This window comes from Actinacidiphila acididurans (genome assembly GCF_016918855.1).
Classification (GTDB): domain Bacteria; phylum Actinomycetota; class Actinomycetes; order Streptomycetales; family Streptomycetaceae; genus Actinacidiphila; species Actinacidiphila acididurans.
The window spans coordinates 563,136-582,626 of the sequence record NZ_JADKYB010000002.1 but is presented as its reverse complement, the minus strand read 5'-3'; the positions used below and the strand labels follow the sequence as shown (position 1 = coordinate 582,626).

General features: G+C 72.1%; 14 protein-coding genes. 5 read left to right on the top strand and 9 right to left on the bottom strand.

Going from position 1 to position 19,491, the window contains the following annotated elements; translation table 11 throughout:
* Positions 1–251 precede the first annotated feature (251 nt).
* The gene (rpsO, locus tag ITX44_RS05530; RefSeq protein WP_031521677.1) at positions 252–539 is read right to left on the bottom strand and encodes a 30S ribosomal protein S15; all 288 of its coding nucleotides are present in this window, start codon (positions 537–539) and stop codon (positions 252–254) included.
* 226 nt (positions 540–765) lie between these two features.
* Entirely contained in the window at positions 766–2,226 is a 1,461-nt protein-coding gene (eccD, locus tag ITX44_RS05525; RefSeq protein ID WP_372440833.1) for a type VII secretion integral membrane protein EccD, read from the bottom strand.
* Between the two features lie 237 nt (positions 2,227–2,463).
* On the opposite strand from eccD, the gene eccCa reads away from it, so the two are divergent.
* The 3 genes from eccCa (at position 2,464) to ITX44_RS05510 (ending at position 9,393) form a co-directional block, all read left to right on the top strand.
* Complete coding sequence (gene eccCa, locus ITX44_RS05520) at positions 2,464–6,420, top strand: type VII secretion protein EccCa (RefSeq protein WP_205355826.1); 3,957 nt, start codon at positions 2,464–2,466, stop codon at positions 6,418–6,420.
* 104 nt (positions 6,421–6,524) lie between these two features.
* Complete coding sequence (locus ITX44_RS05515) at positions 6,525–7,085, top strand: hypothetical protein (RefSeq protein WP_205355825.1); 561 nt, start codon at positions 6,525–6,527, stop codon at positions 7,083–7,085.
* 13 nt (positions 7,086–7,098) lie between these two features.
* Complete coding sequence (locus ITX44_RS05510; protein ID WP_205355824.1) at positions 7,099–9,393, top strand: hypothetical protein; 2,295 nt, start codon at positions 7,099–7,101, stop codon at positions 9,391–9,393.
* A gap of 123 nt (positions 9,394–9,516) precedes the next feature.
* Here the strand turns inward: ITX44_RS05510 and mycP (ITX44_RS05505) are convergent, their stop codons facing one another.
* From mycP (ITX44_RS05505) to eccB, 7 genes are all read right to left on the bottom strand, one after another.
* Entirely contained in the window at positions 9,517–10,761 is a 1,245-nt protein-coding gene (mycP, locus tag ITX44_RS05505; RefSeq protein WP_205355823.1) for a type VII secretion-associated serine protease mycosin, read from the bottom strand.
* Positions 10,762–10,806: 45 nt separating this feature from the next.
* Positions 10,807–12,318 (bottom strand): WXG100 family type VII secretion target, encoded by a 1,512-nt coding sequence (locus ITX44_RS05500; protein ID WP_205355822.1) that lies wholly within the window; start codon positions 12,316–12,318, stop codon positions 10,807–10,809.
* Between the two features lie 149 nt (positions 12,319–12,467).
* Positions 12,468–12,938: a DUF2563 family protein gene (locus tag ITX44_RS05495; protein ID WP_205355821.1), complete on the bottom strand. Its 471-nt coding sequence runs from the start codon at positions 12,936–12,938 to the stop codon at positions 12,468–12,470.
* A 248-nt stretch (positions 12,939–13,186) separates the two neighbouring features.
* Complete coding sequence (locus ITX44_RS05490; RefSeq protein ID WP_205355820.1) at positions 13,187–13,480, bottom strand: WXG100 family type VII secretion target; 294 nt, start codon at positions 13,478–13,480, stop codon at positions 13,187–13,189.
* Between the two features lie 49 nt (positions 13,481–13,529).
* Positions 13,530–13,868 carry a WXG100 family type VII secretion target gene (locus ITX44_RS05485; protein ID WP_205355819.1) on the bottom strand — a complete coding sequence of 113 codons (339 nt, stop codon included), beginning with the start codon at positions 13,866–13,868 and terminating at the stop codon, positions 13,530–13,532.
* A 161-nt stretch (positions 13,869–14,029) separates the two neighbouring features.
* Complete coding sequence (mycP, locus tag ITX44_RS05480; protein ID WP_372440832.1) at positions 14,030–15,472, bottom strand: type VII secretion-associated serine protease mycosin; 1,443 nt, start codon at positions 15,470–15,472, stop codon at positions 14,030–14,032.
* Positions 15,469–16,995 (bottom strand): type VII secretion protein EccB, encoded by a 1,527-nt coding sequence (eccB, locus tag ITX44_RS05475; protein ID WP_205355818.1) that lies wholly within the window; start codon positions 16,993–16,995, stop codon positions 15,469–15,471. Before eccB ends, mycP (ITX44_RS05480) begins: the two co-directional genes overlap by 4 nt.
* Positions 16,996–17,281: 286 nt before the next feature.
* On the opposite strand from eccB, the gene eccE reads away from it, so the two are divergent.
* Positions 17,282–18,577 carry a type VII secretion protein EccE gene (eccE, locus tag ITX44_RS05470; protein ID WP_205355817.1) on the top strand — a complete coding sequence of 432 codons (1,296 nt, stop codon included), beginning with the start codon at positions 17,282–17,284 and terminating at the stop codon, positions 18,575–18,577.
* Between the two features lie 152 nt (positions 18,578–18,729).
* Complete coding sequence (locus ITX44_RS05465) at positions 18,730–19,428, top strand: hypothetical protein (RefSeq protein ID WP_236060026.1); 699 nt, start codon at positions 18,730–18,732, stop codon at positions 19,426–19,428.
* The last annotated feature ends 63 nt before the right edge of the window (positions 19,429–19,491 follow it).

Sequence of the window (19,491 nt, the reverse complement as noted above, 5' to 3'; positions counted from 1 at the left end):
CCGGGGCCGGTCTTCGATCGAAGCCACCGGGGGTGGCACCACCCGGGGGCCACTACCGAGGACCGGCGTTTGCGGCGAATAGGAGGACGCTCCTCCTCATACGTTGTCAACGGTTGTCAACGGCACCATTGCACCAGACGACTCGGGGGTCGCGCACGTCCTGTGCACAACCCGTCGCCCCGCGCAAGGGCCCCGGTGCATATGGCAAAGGGAGCGGCCCCCAGTCGCGGGAACCGCCCCCTCCAGGACTGCTAGCGGACGCCCGCGGCGCCGGCCCGGATGCCGAGCCGTTCGCGCAGCTCACGGAAGCGCGTGATGTCCTTCTTGGCCAGGTACTGCAGCAGCCGGCGGCGCTGACCGACGAGGATCAGCAGACCCCGGCGGGAGTGGTGGTCGTGCTTGTGGGTCTTGAGGTGTTCGGTCAGGTCCGAGATCCGGCGGGACAGCAGCGCGACCTGCACCTCCGGGGAGCCCGTGTCGCCCTCCTTGGTGCCGAACTCGGCGATGATCTGCTTCTTCGTCTCGACGTCGAGCGCCATACAATCTCCCGGGAAGTAGGCCGCCTCCGAGTGCCCCCGGTATTCGTCGCGGGGGAGTCTCGCTGGACTCGTGAGGCTTGTCACGGTACGGATGAGCACACGTGACCGTCACCCAGAGTACCAGCCCGCGGCGACACACTTACCCGCGGGTCACCCGCACGGGTTTCCGGCGCCGCGTCGCAGCGGCCGGTGAGCCGTATCGGCCGCGTCCGCCCCGCCGGCCGGCTCAGCCGCTGCCGCGCACCCGGCTGTAGATCTTCAGCACGGCCAGGCACAGCGGGACCAGGGACAACAGCACCGCCGCCTCCCCGATGTCCAGAGTGCGGCCCCAGAACAGGGACACGCCCTTGCGGGGCACGATCAGGGCGATCGCGGTGAGCAGGGCGGCGCCGGCCACGACGGCCGCGGTGATCCAGACCGTACGGGTGTCCAGCGGGCCGTGGTCGCCCTGCGCGAACTTCTTCAGCAGGTCGACCGGCAGATTGAGCGCCAGGCCCAGCGCCAGCAGGCCCAGGCCCACGACGCCGGCCGCGAGCAGGGCGGCGACCTGTGCGGTGTAGCGGAAGAGGCGGGCGCGCAGCATCGCGGCGACGGCGGTGGCCAGCGCCAGCAGCTGCGCCCAGCCGGAGTCGGAGAAGCCGAGCACCGTGACCGCGCCGACCACCACCGCGGAGCAACCGCACACCAGGCCGAGCAGCAGTTCGTGACCGCGTTGCGCCTGGGCGGCGATGCGCCGGTAGTCCACCGGCTCCTCGGTGCTCTCCCCTTGCGCCCGGAAACCGATCGGCAGCCGGGCGAACCGCGCCGACCAGCCGGGCAGGAAGCCCACCAGGGCCACCGCGCACACCCCGGCGACCGCGGCGGCGTACCGCGGCGGGGAGCCGCCCGCGATCACCCCGAAGGTGGCCAGCGCCCCCGCCGCCGACAGCAGGGCGGCGGCGACGAACGGCGCGTCGCCGTAGGGCAGCAGCGCGATCAGCAGGACCGAAGCGACCAGAACCGTCACACAGGCGACGAGGAACTGCATGCGTCCGGCGCCTTCGCCGCTGTCCGGCGCCACTATGCCCGATCCGGCGATCATCAGGTGCGGCAGCGCGGCCAGGCCCAGCGCCACCGCCGAGGCGCGGTCGTCGTACGCGCGGGCCCGTACGCCCGCGAACGCGGTCAGCACCACGCCGATCACGCCGGCCAGCACCCCGGGCAGCGCGTGCATGTCGTGCCGGTGCGGGTCGGCGAACCACAGCACGAAGCCGGTCATGACCAGCAGTACGAAGCCGCCGGTCAGGCCGCCGGCCCGCATCAGTTCGTCGTTCCAGCGGCGATTGTCGCGCTCCACGGCCGTCGCAATGGCGTCGACCACGTCGTCGTACACCGGCGGCGGGAGCGAGTCGGCGTACGGGCGCAGCGCGAGAAGTTCGCCGTCCAGGACGCGCTGGGCGGACAGGGACAGGCCGCCCTCCAGGACGGTGCCGTCGCGCCGCACCAGGTTGAAGCCGGCGGGCTCGCCCTCGGCCTGGTTCTGGCCGGACAAGTGCAGCACATGGGCGCGCAGTTCGGCGACGGGCACGTCGTCCGGGAGCGCAACATCGATCCTGCGGTCCGGCGCCACGACCGTCACACGGCAGAAGCCGGTCGAGGACGGGCCGGTCGCCGAAATGGTGCTCACCGAGCAGTTCCCCCTTGTCATGCTGGTGGTGACCCGGGCGGCGTGCCTGCCCGGCGGCGTGGAACGGCCGGCCCGCACCCGGGGTGCCGCGCCACCTTACTCGTCACATGTGGTGATGTCGTGAAGTCCTCTTGACAGCGCTTCCATTGCCGCCCAGTAGGATCCACCCCTACGGGGGCGTAGATGGTACCGGGTGTGCCGCACGAGGCCCCGTTTTGTCCAACGGCGGTCGAGTGACTTGAGGGCTGGTGCGTCCGGTTGAGCGTGGTCATCGTCAAGCGTCCCCCGCGGTCCCTGCCGCGTGCGGTGCCGTCCGAAAGCGTGCGACTGCAGCCGCCGCCCGGGCTGCCGCGGGGCGGTGACCAGGGGTTGTTGATGGCCATGCTGCCGATGCTGGGCATGGCCGGTTCGGCGGCGTACTTCTTCACCACTTCGCAGCCGATCATGATGATGATGGGCGGCCTGATGCTGGCCTCCAGCGGCGCCATGGCCGTCGCCCAGTTCGTCAAGATGCGGCGCGGCGCGGCCGGCAGCCTCGCCGACACCCGGCGTGAGTACCTGACGTACCTGTCCCGGGTCCGCGAGCAGGTCCGCGCCACGGCCGAACAGCAGCGCGGCGCCCAGTTGTTCACCCATCCCGCGCCGGAGCAGTTGTGGTCGCTGGTGTCGGTGACCGGTGGCCCGGGGAACCGGGTGTGGGAACGGCGCCCGACCGACCCGGACTTCGCGCAGGTCCGCTTCGGGCTGGGCCCGCAGCCGCTGGCCACCGCGCTGATCGCGCCTCAGGCCGCGCCCACCGAGGGCCTGGAGCCGCTGGCCGAGCACGCGCTGGACACCTTCGTGCGCACCCACGCCCAGGTGGAGGACCTGCCGCTGGTGGTGTCGCTGCGCGCCTTCTACCACCTGACGCTGTCCGGGGAGCGGGCGACGGTGTACGGGACGGCGCGCGCGGTGCTGTCCCAGCTCGCCACGCTGCACGGCCCGGACGACCTGGTGATCGCGGTGGTCGCCGACCCGGCCGGCGCCCCGGAGTGGGAGTGGACCAAGTGGCTGCCGCACGCCCAGCGGCCCGGCACCTCCGACGGCGCCGGCACCCGGCGGCTGCTGTGCGGGGACCTGGGCGACCTGGAAACGATGCTGGCCAAGCGGCTGGAGGACCGGCCGCGGTTCGGCGACGACCGGCCGCTGCTGGACAAGCCGCACATCGTGGTGGTGCTGGACGGCGGCGCGGTGCCGCAGGACTCGGTGTTCGCCGCCGCGGAGGGCCTGCAGGGCGTCACCGTCATCGAGGTGGTGCCCGGTGACCTCGGTCGGCCGCGCGGCGGCCTGTCGGTGGTGGTCCAGCCCGGCCGGCTGACCCTGGAGGCCGCCGACGGCTCGGTGTACGAGGGCGTGCCCGACGTGCTGTCCGAGGCCGAGACCGAGACGCTGGCCCGCCACCTGGCGCCGCTGCGGATGGGTTCGGGCGGCGCCGACGACGAGGAACCGCTGCTGGCCGACCTGGACTTCACCGACCTGCTGGGGCTCGGCGACGCGGGCGCGGTGGACCCGGCCCGTACCTGGCGGCCGCGGTCCACCAAGGACCGGCTGCGGGTGCCGATCGGCGTCGGCGAGAACGGCGAGCCGGTGCTGCTGGACATCAAGGAGGCAGCGCTGGAGGGCATGGGCCCGCACGGCCTGTGCGTGGGCGCCACCGGCTCCGGCAAGTCGGAGCTGCTGCGCACCCTGGTGCTCGGTCTGGCCGTCACCCACTCCTCCGAGACGCTCAACTTCGTGCTCGCCGACTTCAAGGGCGGCGCGACCTTCGCCGGCATGGCGCAGATGCCGCACGTCTCCGCGGTGATCACCAACCTGGCCGACGACCTGACGCTGGTGGACCGCATGCGCGACTCCATCACCGGTGAACTCCAGCGCCGCCAGGAGCTGCTGGCCGCCACCGGGCAGAAGGACATCACCAGTTACGAGAAGGCGCGAGCGGCCGGCAGCGCCCTGGAGCCGCTGCCGAACCTGCTGCTGATCATCGACGAGTTCAGCGAGCTGCTCACCGAGAAGCCCGACTTCATCGACATGTTCATCCAGATCGGCCGGATCGGCCGGTCGCTGGGCGTGCACCTGCTGCTGGCCTCGCAGCGCCTGGAGGAGGGCCGGCTGCGCGGCCTGGACACATACCTGTCGTACCGGATAGGCCTGCGCACCTTCTCGGCCTCGGAGTCGCGGGCCGCGCTCGGCGTGCCCGACGCCTACCACCTGCCGTCCGTGCCGGGTTCTGGCTATCTGAAGTTCGGCACCGACACCATGGTGCGGTTCAAGGCGGCGTACGTGTCCGGGCCGTACCGCTCGCGCGGCGCCGTCACCGCCACCGGGCCGCTGCCGCCGCAGCGCCGCCCGGTGCTGTTCACCGCCGCAGAGGTGCCGGTGCCCGAGGCCGACCCGCAGCCGGCCGCCGCCCCCGCTGCGGAGACGGAGAGCAGCGCGCTGGCCGACACCGTGCTGGACGTGATCGTGCGCCGGCTGGAGGGGCAGGGCGCGCCCGCGCACGAGGTGTGGCTGCCGCCGCTGGCCGAGGCGCCGTCGCTGGACCAGCTGCTGCCGCCGCTCGCGGTCACCGCCGGACGCGGCCTGACCTCCCCGGGTTTGCCGGGCCTGGGTGCGCTGGACGTGCCGCTGGGCATCGTGGACAAGCCGTTCGAGCAGCGCCGGGACCTGCTGCGGCTGGACTTCTCCGGCGCCGCCGGCCACCTGCTGGTGGTGGGCGGCCCGCGCTCGGGCAAGTCCACGCTGGTACGGACCCTCATCAGCTCCTTCGCGCTCACCCACACCCCGGCCGAAGTGCAGTTCTACGGCCTGGACTTCGGCGGTGGCGGCATGCTCGCGCTGAACGGTCTGCCGCACGTGGGCGGGGTCGCCTCCCGGCTGGACACCGAGAAGGTGCGGCGCACCGTCGCCGAGGTGGCCGGCATCCTCAACCGGCGCGAGGAGTTCTTCCGCGCGAACGCGGTGGACTCCATCACCACCTACCGGCGCCGCCGCGCGGCCGGTGACCTGCCGGGCGAGCAGTGGGGCGACGTCTTCCTGGTCATCGACGGCTGGATGTCCTTCCGCAGCGACTACGAGCTGCTGGAGTCGGTGGTCACCGACATCGCCTCGCGCGGCTTGGGCTTCGGGGTGCACGTGGTGCTCACCGCCACCCGCTACTCCGAGGTCCGCCCGGCGCTGAAGGACCAGGTGCAGGCCCGGCTGGAGCTGCGGCTCGGCGACCCCATGGAGTCCGAGTTCGACCGCAAGGTCGCCCAGAACGTGCCGGCCACGGCGCCCGGCCGCGGCCTGAGCCCGCAGCGGCTGCACTTCCTGACCGGCCTGCCCCGGATCGACGCCTCCGCGCAGACCGGCGACCTGTCGGACGGCACCGCCGCCCTGGTCGCCGCGGTCGAGGCCAACTGGACCGGCCCGCGCGCCCCCGAGGTGCGCATGCTGCCCGCCACCCTGCCCGCCCACCAGCTGCCCAAGGGCAGCGACTACCCGCAGCACGGCGTGGCCATCGGCATCGACGAGGTGGCCCTGGAACCGGCGTTCGTCAACTTCGACACCGACCCGCACTTCATCGTGTTCGGTGAGAGCGAGTCCGGGAAGACCGCCGTCCTGCGGCTGCTCATCAAGCAGATCACCGAGCGCTACACGCCCGAGCAGGGCCGGATCATCATGGTCGACTACCGCCGCACCCTGCTCGGCGCGGTGCCCGAGACCCACCTGGTGGAATTCGCCGCGTCCGCGCCCGCGCTGGAGCAGTTCGTCGGGTCGATCCGCGGGGCCCTGGCCGCCCGGGTGCCCAACTCCGAGGTCACACAGGAGCAGTTGCGCAACCGGAGCTGGTGGAGCGGCCCGGAGATGTTCCTGATCATCGACGACTACGAGCTGGTCGCCGCCTCCAACAACCCGCTCGGCGTCCTGGTGGACCTGCTGCCGCTGGCCAAGGACATCGGCCTGCACGTCATCCTGGCCCGCAACTCCGCCGGCGCCTCCCGCAGCCTCTACGAGTCCTTCATGAACCGGCTGCGCGAACTGAGCACCCAGGGCCTGCTGCTGTCCGGCGACCGTGACGAGGGCGCGCTGCTCGGCAACGTCAAGCCGACCCGGCTGCCGCCCGGCCGCGGCTTCCACGTCACGAGGCGGCGCGGCTCGCAGCTCATCCAGACGGGGTGGCTGCCGGAGCGGTGAGGGTTTTCCACAGGGGGTGATGACGCAGCGCGGTCGTCTCGTCGCGTTCCGTTACACTCGGTCGCGGATCAGGCTCACGGCGAGTACGGGAGGGGGCCTTGGCGATGACCGAGCGGACGACGGTCGAGTGGGGAACGGCGGGGCAGGGGGCGGCCGGTGAGGCGGTCGCCGGGCAGGCGAGGGCCGCGGGGATGGACCGGGCGTTCAATCCCTGGCGGTACGACGCGGACGGCAGCGCGGCGGCAGTGGTGTCCGGGGGCACGGTCCGGGGCGCCAGTGCGCTGACGGGCCCGGACGGTACGGGAGGCGGCCCGGACAGCGACACGGGCGGTGGTACGGGCGGGGTGCCGGGCGGCCCGCTGAGGATCCGGTACCCGGCGCTGGAGCGGGCGGCGGACACGTACCCGCTCTACGACCGGCTCTCGCGCGCCCTGCGTGAGGTGGACGAGGCCACGGACATCGCGATCGGCGCCCTGAAGGCGGAGAAGTTCTCGCTGGCCGGCGCGCTGGACACCGCGCGGACCTCGTGGAGCGAACGGGGCGAACACCTCACCTCCGCCTTCTCCACGCTCCAGTCCAACCTGTACGCCGGCGCCCGTGGCCAGCGGCTGACCGACGACAACGTCGAACAGGCCATGGCGGACGTGGCCACGTACGACATCTGAGGGGACGGCGCGCGTGCTCACGTACGACTCGGTCCTTCACGCGCCGCTCGGCCGGCTGAAGGCGGCGGCCGACCGCTGGCGGACGGCCGCCGAGAACCTGGCGACGCTCGAACCGGACGTCCAGCAGCAGATCGTGCGGCCCGTCACGTCCTCCGGCTGGTCGGGCGAGGACGCGACCGCGGGCCTGGCGTACCTGGACAAGGTCGTCAAGGAGGTCGGCGACGCGGCCACGGCGGCGCGCGGCGTCCAGCGGATCCTGGACGACGCCTATCTGCGGATGCAGGAGGCGCACGACGAGCTGGTGCGCATCCGGGACGTCGAGGCGCCCGCCTCGGGACTGGCCGTACGTCCTGACGGCACCGTCGAGGCGGTGGCCGACGACCGGCGCGCCCAGGCACGGGACGGCGGGTCCCCCGACCGGGGCGCTGCCGATCACCGTGCCGCGTCGGACGCGGCGCGCCACACCACGGCGGCGGCCTTCCAGCACCGCGTCGACACCGCCGTGGAAAAAGCCAAGGTCGCCGACGAGGAGGCCGCGCGGGCGCTGCGGGCCGATGCCGGCGGCAACGGATACGACTTCCATGCCCCGGTCTTCGCCTCGCTCGACGCCGAAGAGGCCGGCCACGCCGCCGATTTGGCCGCCCGGGGCGAGCACATGACCACCGGTGACCTGCTCACGCTGGACTCGCTCCTGAACGTGAACCACGACGACACTTCCTTCGCCGCGGATTTCGCCACCCGGATGGGCCCCGAGGGCACGCTCCGGTTCTGGACGGTGATGGCCAATCCGGTGGCCGGCTTCACCGACCGGCGGCGGGACGACGCCACCGTCACCCTGCAGAAGCTGCTGAGCCGCACGCTGGCGACCGCGACCCGTTGCGGCACCGAGACCATGCGGCACTGGAAGCGGGAGATGATCGGCCTCGGCAGCCGGCGCATCCCCACCCGGCGCCCCACCGACATCACCGAGGGCCCGTACGGCTTCCAGGTGATGAGCTGCCTGATGCGCCAGGGCCGCTACGACACCGGGTTCCTCAAGGACTACGGCGCCCGCCTGCTGGACTTCGAGCGGCACGCCCGCAGATCGCCCGGCGACCTGTGGCTGGCCAGCCGCGCCTCGCAGAGCACCACCCTGAACCTGGGCGGCGTCCGCGACGACGTCGGCCACGACCCGATGACGGGCCTCATGGAAGCCCTCGGCCACAACCCGGCAGCGGCCACCGACCTGTTCAGGAACCCGAACGCCTTCCACTACCTCACCGGCTCCGGGCCGGGCGGCTCCCCCGCCCGCGCCTGGCCGCTGGACGCCACCTCGTACCTCCCCGACCCCGGCTCCCGCCCGATCGCCGGCTACGACTGCCTCGGCCACGCCCTGGAGGCGGCCACCACCGGCAGCGCGTACGACGCCACGCGCCATGCCCTGCACCGTACGGACGCCACATCCTTCGTGGCCGACGAGGTGATCACCGGATACGGCGCCAACCCCGCACTGATCCATACGCAGTCCGGGATCGCGGACAGCATCGGGCGGGTGGGAGCGGCGTACATCGACGACCTCGACAACGCGATGCTCGACGGCACGACGCCCGGTGATCCGTTCCCGGCGGGCGGGCGCGCGTACCGGGCCCTCGGGGACTCGGCGAACGCCCGGCGCGACGCGATCCGTTTCCTGAGCACGATCGGCCAGGACCGCACGGCGCACGGCATCGTCTCGGCGGCGCAGCACACCTACACGGCGAGCATGCTGCTGCACTCCCCGCCGACCACCCGGGCGAACTTCGGCAACGCGGAATCGGCTCTGTTCGTCGAGGCCCACGTGCGCGGCATCCTCGACCACGCCCGGGTGGGCCAGGTACACGCCGACCTGGGCGCGGCGTCCGCCGACGCCGACCAGGAACTCGCCCGGTCCACCGACTACCTCAAGATCGGCACCGGCACACTGATCGGTATCGGCGTGGGCCTGGTCCCGGTCCCCGGGTCGAGCGCGGTCGGCGCCGCAGTGGTGCCCATCGCCACCGACACGGTGGGCCAGGCCTTCTCCACCTTCCTCGGTCACCGCATCGACGACATGGCCGCCCACCACCAGGCCGACACCTCGCGGCAGGCCGCCCTGAGCTCCGAGCAGTTCTTCTCCGCCGGCACCCGTGACATCGACCGGTCCGTCCTCGCCTACCTGAGCCTCCCCGGCGTCCATCAGTACCTGCTCGACCAGGGCGAATCTCTCTCCAACCAGCTCCACGACGCCTACGAGGCGGGCGGCACGGCGGTGGACGAGTACCAGGGGGAGCCGGCGTTCAAGAAGGACTAGCTCCTTCTTCTTTGCCGCCTGCGTTGCACAGCTTCACTCTGAGGAGCGGTGCGAGGCGCGGCCGAACCCACCCGCAAGGGTGACGGGTGGGTTCGGCGAGCCGCAGCGTGCGTATTTCGTGGATCAGGCTCGGCGGCGCCTGCTGACCGTCACTCCGACGATCGCGGCGACCACGACCACCGCTGCGATGACCACCCCGATCACGAGGCCCTTGTTGCTGCTCTTGGACGACGTGTCCGACGCTGCGGCGGGTCCGGGGTTGGCGGTGCCGGTCGGGGTGGGGGTGGCGCTTGCCGTGGGAGTGGTCGAGGCGGCGGGGGTCGGCGAGGCAGTCGCGCTTGCGGCGATCAAGGGGTTCACATCGGCCGGCCCGGGGTCGCCGGGGTTCTCCAGGGCCAGCCGCGGGCGCACGGCGCCGTAGCCGACGACGTTGTCCCGTTTGGCGCCGCTCACCGGGTGCCCGGCGGTGTTGATCAGAACGCGCAGGACCTGGTTGGCGGTCCAATCGGGGTGCTTGGCCCATACGAGGGCGGCGGAGCCGGAGGCGAGGGCGGTGGAGTCGCTGGTGCCGTAGGTCTTGCAGAAGCCCGTACCTCCGGAGCAGGCGTGGTACATGTCCACACCTGCGGCGGCAAGGGCGACTTGGGGGCCACGCTCGGAGAACTTGGCCGAGTTGCCCTTCTCGTCGAATGCCGCAACGCCAACGACCCCTGGAAGAGCTGCAGGGTACTCAACGGCATTCGTCGTGTCGCCGCTGTTCCCAACTGCAGCGAAGATCAGCTTGCCTTTGGACTGTGCGTAGGAAACCGCGCTGGCCAAATCTGACCCGGACTCTGCCAGCCCCTGGGAGATATTGATAACCCTGGTGCTGGAATCTGCCGCGTAGCGAATCGCTTTGGCAATCTCAGCCCGGATGATCGGTTCAACCTGCCCCTGCATACCCTTGATGTCGGGGTCGATTCGCAGGGGCAGAATCATGGCTTCCGGGGCCACGCCGATGGGGCCCGACGGTCCGTCTCCGGAGCCAGCGATGAGGCTTGCCATACCGGTTCCGTGTGCGTCCAAGGGATCATGAGCGCTGCCTGCCACCGGAGCGAAGTTCTTGCCTGGCAGTACTCTCCCAGCCAACCCCGATACAGAAGGGTCAACCCCGCTGTCGATAACAGCGACGGTGACCCCCTGCCCCTTGCTGTACTTCCACGCCTCGCCCAGACGCATGGCCTTGATGTGCCACTGCTGGTCCCTGATGGTCTGAGCAGCCGCCGGGACGGCGACCACCGTGCCCAGGCCGAGGAGGGCGGCCCCGGCCGCCAGTACGGTCGCGACGGCGCGGTACGGGCGCCCGGGGACTTCAGTGCTGGTGCGCATGCGTCAACTTTCTGCGGGAGCGGGTCGGAGACAGGGTCCCCGGTATTACTCCCACATGTGGGGCGTGTCCTCGCCCTCGTTGTCGGTGGTTTCCTCGCGTTCGCGGCCAAGACCGGCGCCGCCCGCGGTGAAGTTCCTGGCATGACGTCGGGTGCGCCGCTGCTCGCGCGCAGGCGTACCGCCGATGACGCCTTCCGGTTCCTCGTCGGCGCCCCGGCGGTGACCGTCGCCGCCCTCCCGGCGCTGGTTCCCGACGCTGCCGAACGACGTGGGGTGCAAGCCACGCCCCTGGCCGCTCGAGACGCTGCCCGCACCGCCGATGACCGTGCCGCGCGGAACGGCTCCCTCCTCGCTCTCGACCCCGCCGAGACGCTGACGGCCGCCGGTGATCGTGGAACCTGGAACTGGAGGCCGCCCGCCCGGGGTACCACCTGTGGTGGGGGCGGACAGACCGCTCGTCCCTGGCACCGGCCCACCGTTCATGCCGGGCACGGGCACCCGGCCACCACCCGGCATACGACCGCCAGGACCGTACCCGGAAAAGTTCTCGTTGAGCGTTCCGGCCTCGTTCTGGACCGCCCTCCGCGTGACCCCCAACCCATTGGGTTCATTCGGCGGGACGTCCATCCGCACCTTCCCGAGGCCGTTGGGCCCGAGACCGGACACCGGCAGCGGCCCCAGACCCGACGGAGGGGGCACTGGAAGCGGCATGCCGGGCGGAGTCGGCTGCGGCGCCGGAGGAGACAGCGGCAGGGTGGGCAGGGACGGTGCCACCGGAGCGGTCGGGTGCAACGTACCGACCGAGTCCAGGTTCAGGCCCGGGTCCTTCGGCAAGTGCGCAGGCGTCACCGGCGAAACCGGGGATCCTGTAGTTGCCGCGATGTGCGTCGAAGTGAGGTCGGTGTTGCCCGGGACAGAGAAATGTTCTTGATGCACCGACGCGGTACCGCCCGTTCGCCCAGTCCCCGCCGGATTCGTGGTACCCGGGACGTACGAACCGCCGAATCGATCGGTTGGCCGTTGAGGCATAATCTTCGCCGGCGTCGGCGGGAACGTCGGTTCCTGGGACGTCGAGATGACGTCCGTCGCCATGTTGTACGCCTGCCCCAGCTTGTTCATCTGGTCGGCCGCGGAGGTGCGGGCGGTTTCCAGGGCGGTCTGGGCGCTGCGGTACTGGGCGTCGGTGGGCTTCGTGGCGTAGGGGCCGTAGACGCCGTCGAGGTGGTCCGGGGTAACACCGGCCGTGTCGGTGTAGGGGCCCTGGATGTTCTTGGTGGCGCGGTAGGCGACGACCGTGTGGTAGGCGTTGCTCGGCACCTTGGGCATGTCGCGCTGGACCTCGCTGAGGACCTGGCCCGCGTTGACGATGAAGACGCCCGCGTTGGAGCTGTAGTCGGACAGGGTGAGCGTGGCGCTGACGACGCGCGAACCCCAGTCGCGGAAGGCGTCGCCGCCCTCGCCGCCCCAGTCGACCTGACTCATGTGCGTCTGCAGGTCGGTGCCGATCTTCTGCGTCTTGGTGGCGATGGCGTTCAGCTTGTGGCCGAGGTCGGTCACCTTGCCCGCGTCGGCGTTCTGGATCATGTCGAGCATCTGAGAGTGACTGAAGCTCTCGAAGTCGGTCGACGCGTGATACGGGTTGTCGCCCGCGTCGTCGGGTCGTGACATGACTCAGCTCTTCCTTTCCCCCGTGTCCGCCGGCGCGGTCATCCGGTCTGCCCGCCGACACTCGACTGCTGCTGCGTGCCGTCGGTCTGGCCGGGCGGCGTGGAGCCGGTGTTCTTCGGGGCGTTGGGATCGAGCGCCGGGTCGTAGTTCTTGTCGGTGGTGTCGTAGATGGCCCACATCCGGCGACGCTGTTCCTCGTCGACGTTGGCGTAGCCGACGTTGGCGCCGTACACCGTGATGCTCATCGCCTCGATCTGGTCGGCGAGGAGCTTGGAGAGGGTTTCCAGGCGATCGTGGACGTGGTTGTACGCACCCATCAGCTTGCTCGACTCGCCGAAGCCGGTGCCCAGGTGGGCAGCCTGCAGCCGGTCGTCACCGATCCTCTTCGGCGAGGCGTCCGAGGAGTCGAGGTCCTTGAGCATCTCGTCGATGCGCGCCTTGAAGGTGGTGAGTGTTTCGAGCTTTACCTTGGTGCCGGCCGGACCGCCGTCACCCGCCGCTTGCGACACGTCCTTTCGCCTCCCCCGTGTTTTCTTCTTCCATTCTGGCCCGTCCGCCGTCCCGTGGGTACGTCCCGGAGGACGTCCCCTGGGCGTGTTGCCCGGGTACCCGGTCGGCCAACCGGTGCCGGGCGGGCGCGATGATGCCCGCGCCCGCCCGCCGTTCGGCCCGCCCGTCCGTACCCGGCGCGTACGCCCCGGCACGTCGGCACGTCGGTCTCGCTGTGGCGACGCCTGGGCGCCGCGTCAGCGGTACGTCAGCGCCAGCGGTCGGCGTTCCGCTTGTCGGTGTGGTGGTAGTGCTCGGCGGCCTCGCGGACCGCCTTCTCCACCTTGAGCAGCGTCTCGTGCAGGTGCGCCGCGTGCCGGTTCCACTCCGCCTGCTTGGGGGCGTACGCCTCCTTGGCGGCACCTTCCCAGGTGGCCACGACCCGGTTGACGTGCTGCTTGACGTCTTCCAGGTGGCTGGCGATGTGCTGGGCGGAGGTGCCGATGCCGTCGGCGGCGGTGGTGAGGCCGGAATACGTTACGGAGATTCCCATGTCGGACATGGCTTTTCCTCTTCCTTCTTCGGGCGGGGACGAGAACCGGGCGCGACCGTCAGCCGAACGCCTTCAGGATGCTGTCGTCGGCGGTGCTGCCCTTGAGCTGCTCCAGAACGTGCTTCTGGTCCTCTTCCTGGCTGCCGAAGTCGGTGCCGGACGCGGCCAGGGCGTCGCGGATGTCGCCGAGGATCCGGTTCAGGGCCTTGCCGTCGTCGTTGACCTGCTGCTGCAGGCCCTGGTACGCAATGGCGGCCGCACCGGACCAGTGGGACTGCATCTCGACCGCAATGCCGTCGAGCTTGCTCATGACTCCCTGGATCTCGCCCGTCACCGTGTCGATCTTGCCGGCGAGGTCCTTGAGTTCGCTGGCACTGACCTTCGTCTTGTCCGACATTGTTCACCTTCCCCCATGACAAGGCGCCGGCTGTGCAATGCGACCAGGCAGATTCCGCCCTGGTGCGGCCGACGCGTCCATTCACTGATGCAACGTCATCCCCACTGTATCGGGGGTCGCCGACAGTACACCTACGCGTACTCGGGCTTAGTACATGGTTGTCACAATCCCCGACCGATTCCGTCGGTCCGGCGGCGCAGATCGCGCAGTGCGACGGCGCCGCCCGCCACCACCAGGACCGCGAGCAGGCCGGCGCCGAGGACGTACGTGGCGATCCGGCGGTCGTGCGCGCGCCGGCTCTCGCCGAAGGTCAGGGCGGCGGGTATGACGTGGCCGCTGCTGCGGGCGAGGCCCTTGTCGGGGGTGGCCTGCGTGACCCCGGGGGAGTCGTCGTTGACCGCGCGGACCGGGTCGACGACGCCCCAGCCGACGAAGTTGGTGCGGCCGAGCGAGGTGCGCTGCGCGGTCTGCTCGATGCGGGCGATGATCTGTTCCGGCCCCCACTTCGGGTAGCGGGACTTGATCAGGGCGGCGACCCCGGCGACGTAGGGCGCGGAGAAGCTGGTGCCCTGGTCGACGCACTGGCCGCCGCCGGGGACGGTGGAGACCATGTCGACGCCCGGCGCCGCGACGCCCACGAACGGGCCGGCCTGCGAGAAGTCGGCGCGTTCGTTGTTGCGGTCCGAGGCGCCGACGGCGAGCACTCCGGGGTAGGCCGCCGGGTAGGTGGTGTGCACGGTGCCTCCGGTGCCCTCGTTGCCGGAGGCGGCGATGATCAGGACGTGCTGGGCGAGCGCGTGCTCCACCGCCTGGCGCAGGTCCGAATCGTCCTTTGGGGTGTCCTCGGAGATGTTGATGATCTGGGCGCCAGCGGTGACGGCCTTGTCGATGCCGCGGACCAGGGCGGGCACGTTTTTCGCCGACGGATCGTCCTCGACGTACTGCCGGATGGGCAGGATCATCGCGTCCGGCGCCAAGCCGACGAATCCGGTGGCCTTGCTCTGGCGGGCGGCGATGATCCCGGCGACCTTGGTGCCGTGCCCGATGGTGTCGGTGGTGCCGCCGCCTGCCTTGCCCGGGCCGGTGGTGACGTCGTAGCCGTGACCCTTGACCATCGCGGACGTCAGCTGCGGGTTCGCGGCGTCGACCCCGGAGTCGATGACGGCGACCGTGACCCCGGCGCCCTTGGTGTGCTGCCACAACTGGTTGAGCAGCACGCGCTGGATCGCCCAGGGCGTGCCCTTGATGTTCTGCGCGGGAAAGGTGCATTCACCGCTGTCGGCCAGGCGCAGCCCCGCCGCGTCGCCCACCGGTACGGCCGCGGGCACCACCGTCAGCAGCGCCCCCGCGCAGGCGCCGAGCAGCCGGCGCAGCCGGTCCCGCCGGTACGGTGCTGCGCCCGCCGCAATGGTGACGCCTTTCGCCGGCGTCCGCGCCGCAACAGCCGCAGCCGTCCCCGTATCCGCCGCAGTGGCGGCGTCTTTTGGCGGCATACCCGTCGCATTAGCCGCGGGCTTGGCCTCCGCACCCGTCACAACAGCGCCGGCCTTCCGCCCCGCCCCCGCCGCCATGGTGTCGTCCTTCTCCAGGTGCCCCATCGTCACGACCCCTGTGCCTGCATCGCGCTCTCGGTGTCCAGCGTGGGTCCCTTGGGCAGGAACTCCGACCAGGCCAGCGGGATGCCCTTGGGGGTCACTCCGCCGTAACCGAGGCGGGTCTGCGCCAGGTTGACGGCGGCGGTGCCGCCGGGGGTGGGCGCCGGGGTCGGGGTCGCGGCGGTGCTGTCGTTGTTGCGGGGCACCGCGTAGCGCAGGCCGGTGTCGGTGACCAGGTAGAGGGTGCCGCTGGTCGGGTCGTTGCCGGTGACCTCGACGTAGAGGAGGCCGGTGCCGGGGGTGACGTACGCGCTGGTGGCGCCGTTGACGATGGTGGCCGGGTAGTCGGCGCCGGCCCACACCTCCAGGGGCAGGCGGCCGGTGGTGCCGGCCGGGCCGGCCAGGACGCTGCACGCGACGGTGGTGGGCGTGGCGCCGCCGGCGGTGGCCACGTTGACGGTGTGCGGCTCCAGGGCGGGCCAGTCAAGGGCGGCGCCGGTGAAGCGGCCGACGACTCCGCTGGGCACCGCCGTGCGCACGGGGGCGGCCTGTCCCATCTCCTGCTCGATCAGCAGCGCGGCGAAGGCGGTGGTGGACGCGACGCCGTCCTGCTGCACGACGTAGAAGTTCTCGCCGGCCGCCGAGGTCGCCTCCAGGACGGTGCCGACCTTCCGGCCGGAGGCGTCGGTGGTCTTCAGGCCGGGGATGTTCGGGAGCACGATCGGGGAGCCGGGGTTGAGGGAGTTCAGCCACGCCTTGGTGACGGGCTGCGGTTGCGCGGACTGGCCGAAGAGGGTGGTCCGGAGCGTCTGCATCTCGGGGGCGTTCGACGCCTGGTTCCCCTGCGGGCCGCCCAGTTCGTAGCGGGTGCCGTGCGCGTCGACCAGCCACTCGGTGCCGCTGTCGCGGTCGCGGACGTAGAGCACCTGATTGCCCGTCAGCCGCATGCGCTTCCCTGCGGGAACCGCCTCCTTTGCGGCGAGGACGAAGACGGCCTGGTCGGGCGCGGTGCCGGCGACCGCGCCGGGGCGGTCGCAGACGGCCCAGTCCTTGGGCGTGCCCGCGTCCTGGGGGCTGGGCAGCCGGTCGGGGGCGTAGGGGATGCCTATGGTCGCGCCGTGCCGGATCGTGCCGCTGTCGAGCACGGACTCCTTGACCTTGATGACCTGGCCCTTGTCGGGGTCCAGGAGCAGCTTGGCGGAGGCGAAGTTGAGCACCGGGTGGAGCTGCGCGGGACCGGGTTTGCCGTTCGGGCCGGTGTCCTTGAGGACCACGTAACGGGTGGTGGACTCACTGCCGACGATCACGTACGAGCCGGGGGTGTCCCAGCCCGAGGGCGCGGCCGGCTGGAGCAGGCCCCATGCGCCGAAGGCGGCGAGGGCCAGCGCGCCGACCACCAGGCTCGGCCCGAGCGCCCGCAGCGGCCGCGGGGCGCCTTCCTCCGAGCCGGTGGGGCTCGGCTGCAGGAAGGCGGCGACGGTGCGCCGCCGGGCGAAGTTGTACGCGTTGAGCTGGTCCTTGCGCGAGGCCATCCGCTGCTGCTCCCCCGGAACGTTGTCGGTACGCCGCACTACTATGCCCGTTGCGCCGCGCGGCGGGTGCCGCGGTACGGTCGGCGGACCGTCCCGGCGGGCGCGGGCACGCGGGTCCGCGTTCTCGGCGCGGGGTCAAGGTTCTGACGCTGTATCACCGGTGCCGGCGGCCGCGGGTCGGGTCGCGGTCCGGGACGGCGGACGGATGTCGCCGCGCGCCCCGGCGCGACGGGCGGGAACGACGGACGACGAGGGACAACGGGTGGCTAATCGGGGGACGGCCGGGATGTCCGGCAGGCGGGACGGGCGGCGCGCGGGGCCCACGGTGGCGACGGCCGGTGGCCGGGAGGCCGCGGCGGTGATGCACGTCCAGCCGCGGGCGGGCCGGCTCGGCGGGGTGTGGCTGCACCAGGTGGTGCTGATCGAGGTGGCCGCCGCGGTGGTGCTGGTGGGCTGGGCGGTCAGCCGCAGAATGATCGCGCCGGCCGCCGTGGTCGCGCTCGCGCTGGTGCTGGTGGCGGTGGTCCGGCGGCGCGGCCGGCCGGTGGTGGAGTGGCTGCGGACGATCATGGGCCTGCGCCGCCGGCAGCGCACCGCGGTGGACCCGCGCCGGCTGGGCGAGATCGAGCCGAGCCTCGGGCCGGTGGTGGAGTGCGATCCGGCGCTGCGCACGTACGCCTATACCGACCGCAAGCAGGACCGCGGCGTCGGCATGGTCGGCGACGGCACCTTCCTGACCGCGGTGGTACGGGTGCAGGCGCGGGACGAGCCGCTGCGGCCGGCCCGTTCCGCGCGTCCATTGCCGCTGGAAACGCTGTACGGGGTACTGGAGGTGGACGACATCCGGCTGGAGTCCGCCCAGATCGTGCAGCACACCCATCCGGCGCCGGCCCCGCATCTGCCGGAGCAGTCGATCGCGGCCCGCTCGTACGCGCAGTTGCAGGCCCAGTCCGGCGCGCCGGCCACCCGGCTGACCTGGGTGGCGCTGAAGTTCGACCCCGAACTGTGCCCGGAGGCGGTACGGGCGCGCGGCGGCGGGCTGGGCGGTGCGCAGCGGGCACTGCTGCGCGCCGCCGACCAGTTGGCGAGCCGGCTGGCCGGGGCGGGCTTCGACGCGGAGGTGCTGTCCGAGGCGGAGCTGACGGCTGCGCTGGCCACGTCCTCCGGGGCGAACCCGCTGGCCAGCTCCCAGGCGCAGGCCGGGCGGGCGGCGGGTGACGCGCGGCGCACCGCCGAGACGTCGCGCGCCTGGCGCTGCGACGACCGCTGGCACACCACGTACTGGGTGGCGCGGTGGCCGAAGCTGGGCGTGGGGGCGACCCCGTCGGCGAACCTGGTGGCGCTGCTGACCTCGATGCCGGCGATGGCCAGCACCTTCAGCCTGGCGGTGAGCCGGGGGGCGGGCGGCGCGCCCGCGCTGACCGGGCACGTCCGGCTGACCGCCCGCAGTGAGAACGAACTCGTCGCGGCCCGCCGCAACTTGCAGCGCGCGGCGCGCGGGGTGCGGGCCGGTCTGGTGCGCCTGGACCGCGAGCAGGTGCCCGGTGTCCTGGCCACGCTGCCCCTGGGAGGTACCCGCTGATGTCCGGGCCCGTGATGCCAGCCCCCGGTCAGGGGCACGCCGCCGGCCGGTCCGGGCCGGCTGGCGGTTCAGGAGTGCGCGGCCGTGGTTACGGCCCGGCCGTTCCCGGGCCGGCCGACCCGGCCGCGGCGCCGCGGCCGAGCCGCCGTGCGATGCCCGGGTTCGGGCTGCGCGGCCCGCGCCGGGACCGCCATGTGCTGGACGGCGGCGAGCAGTTGGCCTCGCTGTCGCTGCCGGTCGGCGACGACGGCGTGGTGATAGGGGTCGACGCCGCCCGCCAGCCGGTCACGCTCGGCGTCAACCGGCCGGCCGCCTTCGACATGGTGCTGGTCGGCGGCCTGTGGGCGGCTCAGGTGATCGCGTTCCGTACGGTCGCCACGGGCGCCCGGGTCGCGGTCGAGACCGCCCGGCCGCAGGTGTGGACGGCCATGGCGCAGGCCGCGGGCGGCGGCCAGCAGGCGGTCACCATCCACGAGCCGGGCCGAGTGCCGCCGCAGGGCGCCTCGGTGGCGGGTCCGGTGCTGATCGTGCGGGACTGCGGGGCGCAGCCGCCGCGCGGTCGGGTGACGGCCGCGCCCTGGCAGTCGGTGCTCACGCTGCTGCAGTATCTGGGCCCGAACGCGCCGCGGCTGCTGCAGAACGCGGAACTGGTGGGCGTCCAGCGGGTGTCGCCGCAGGAGGCCGAGGTGGTGGGCCGGATCCTCGCGGTGCCGGCCGCGGACCTGGCGGTGCTGCCGACCCTGGACGACTCGATCACCCTGTGGTGCACTCGGCGGCACCGGCAGTTCGTCATGACCGAGCCCACGGACGCGGAGTCCGGGCTGCTCGGGACGGCCCGCCGGGTGGACTGAACGGCTCCTGCGGCAACGGTGGTTCGAGGCCGACTCCGGGTACGGGCCGGTGCCGTGCGGGTC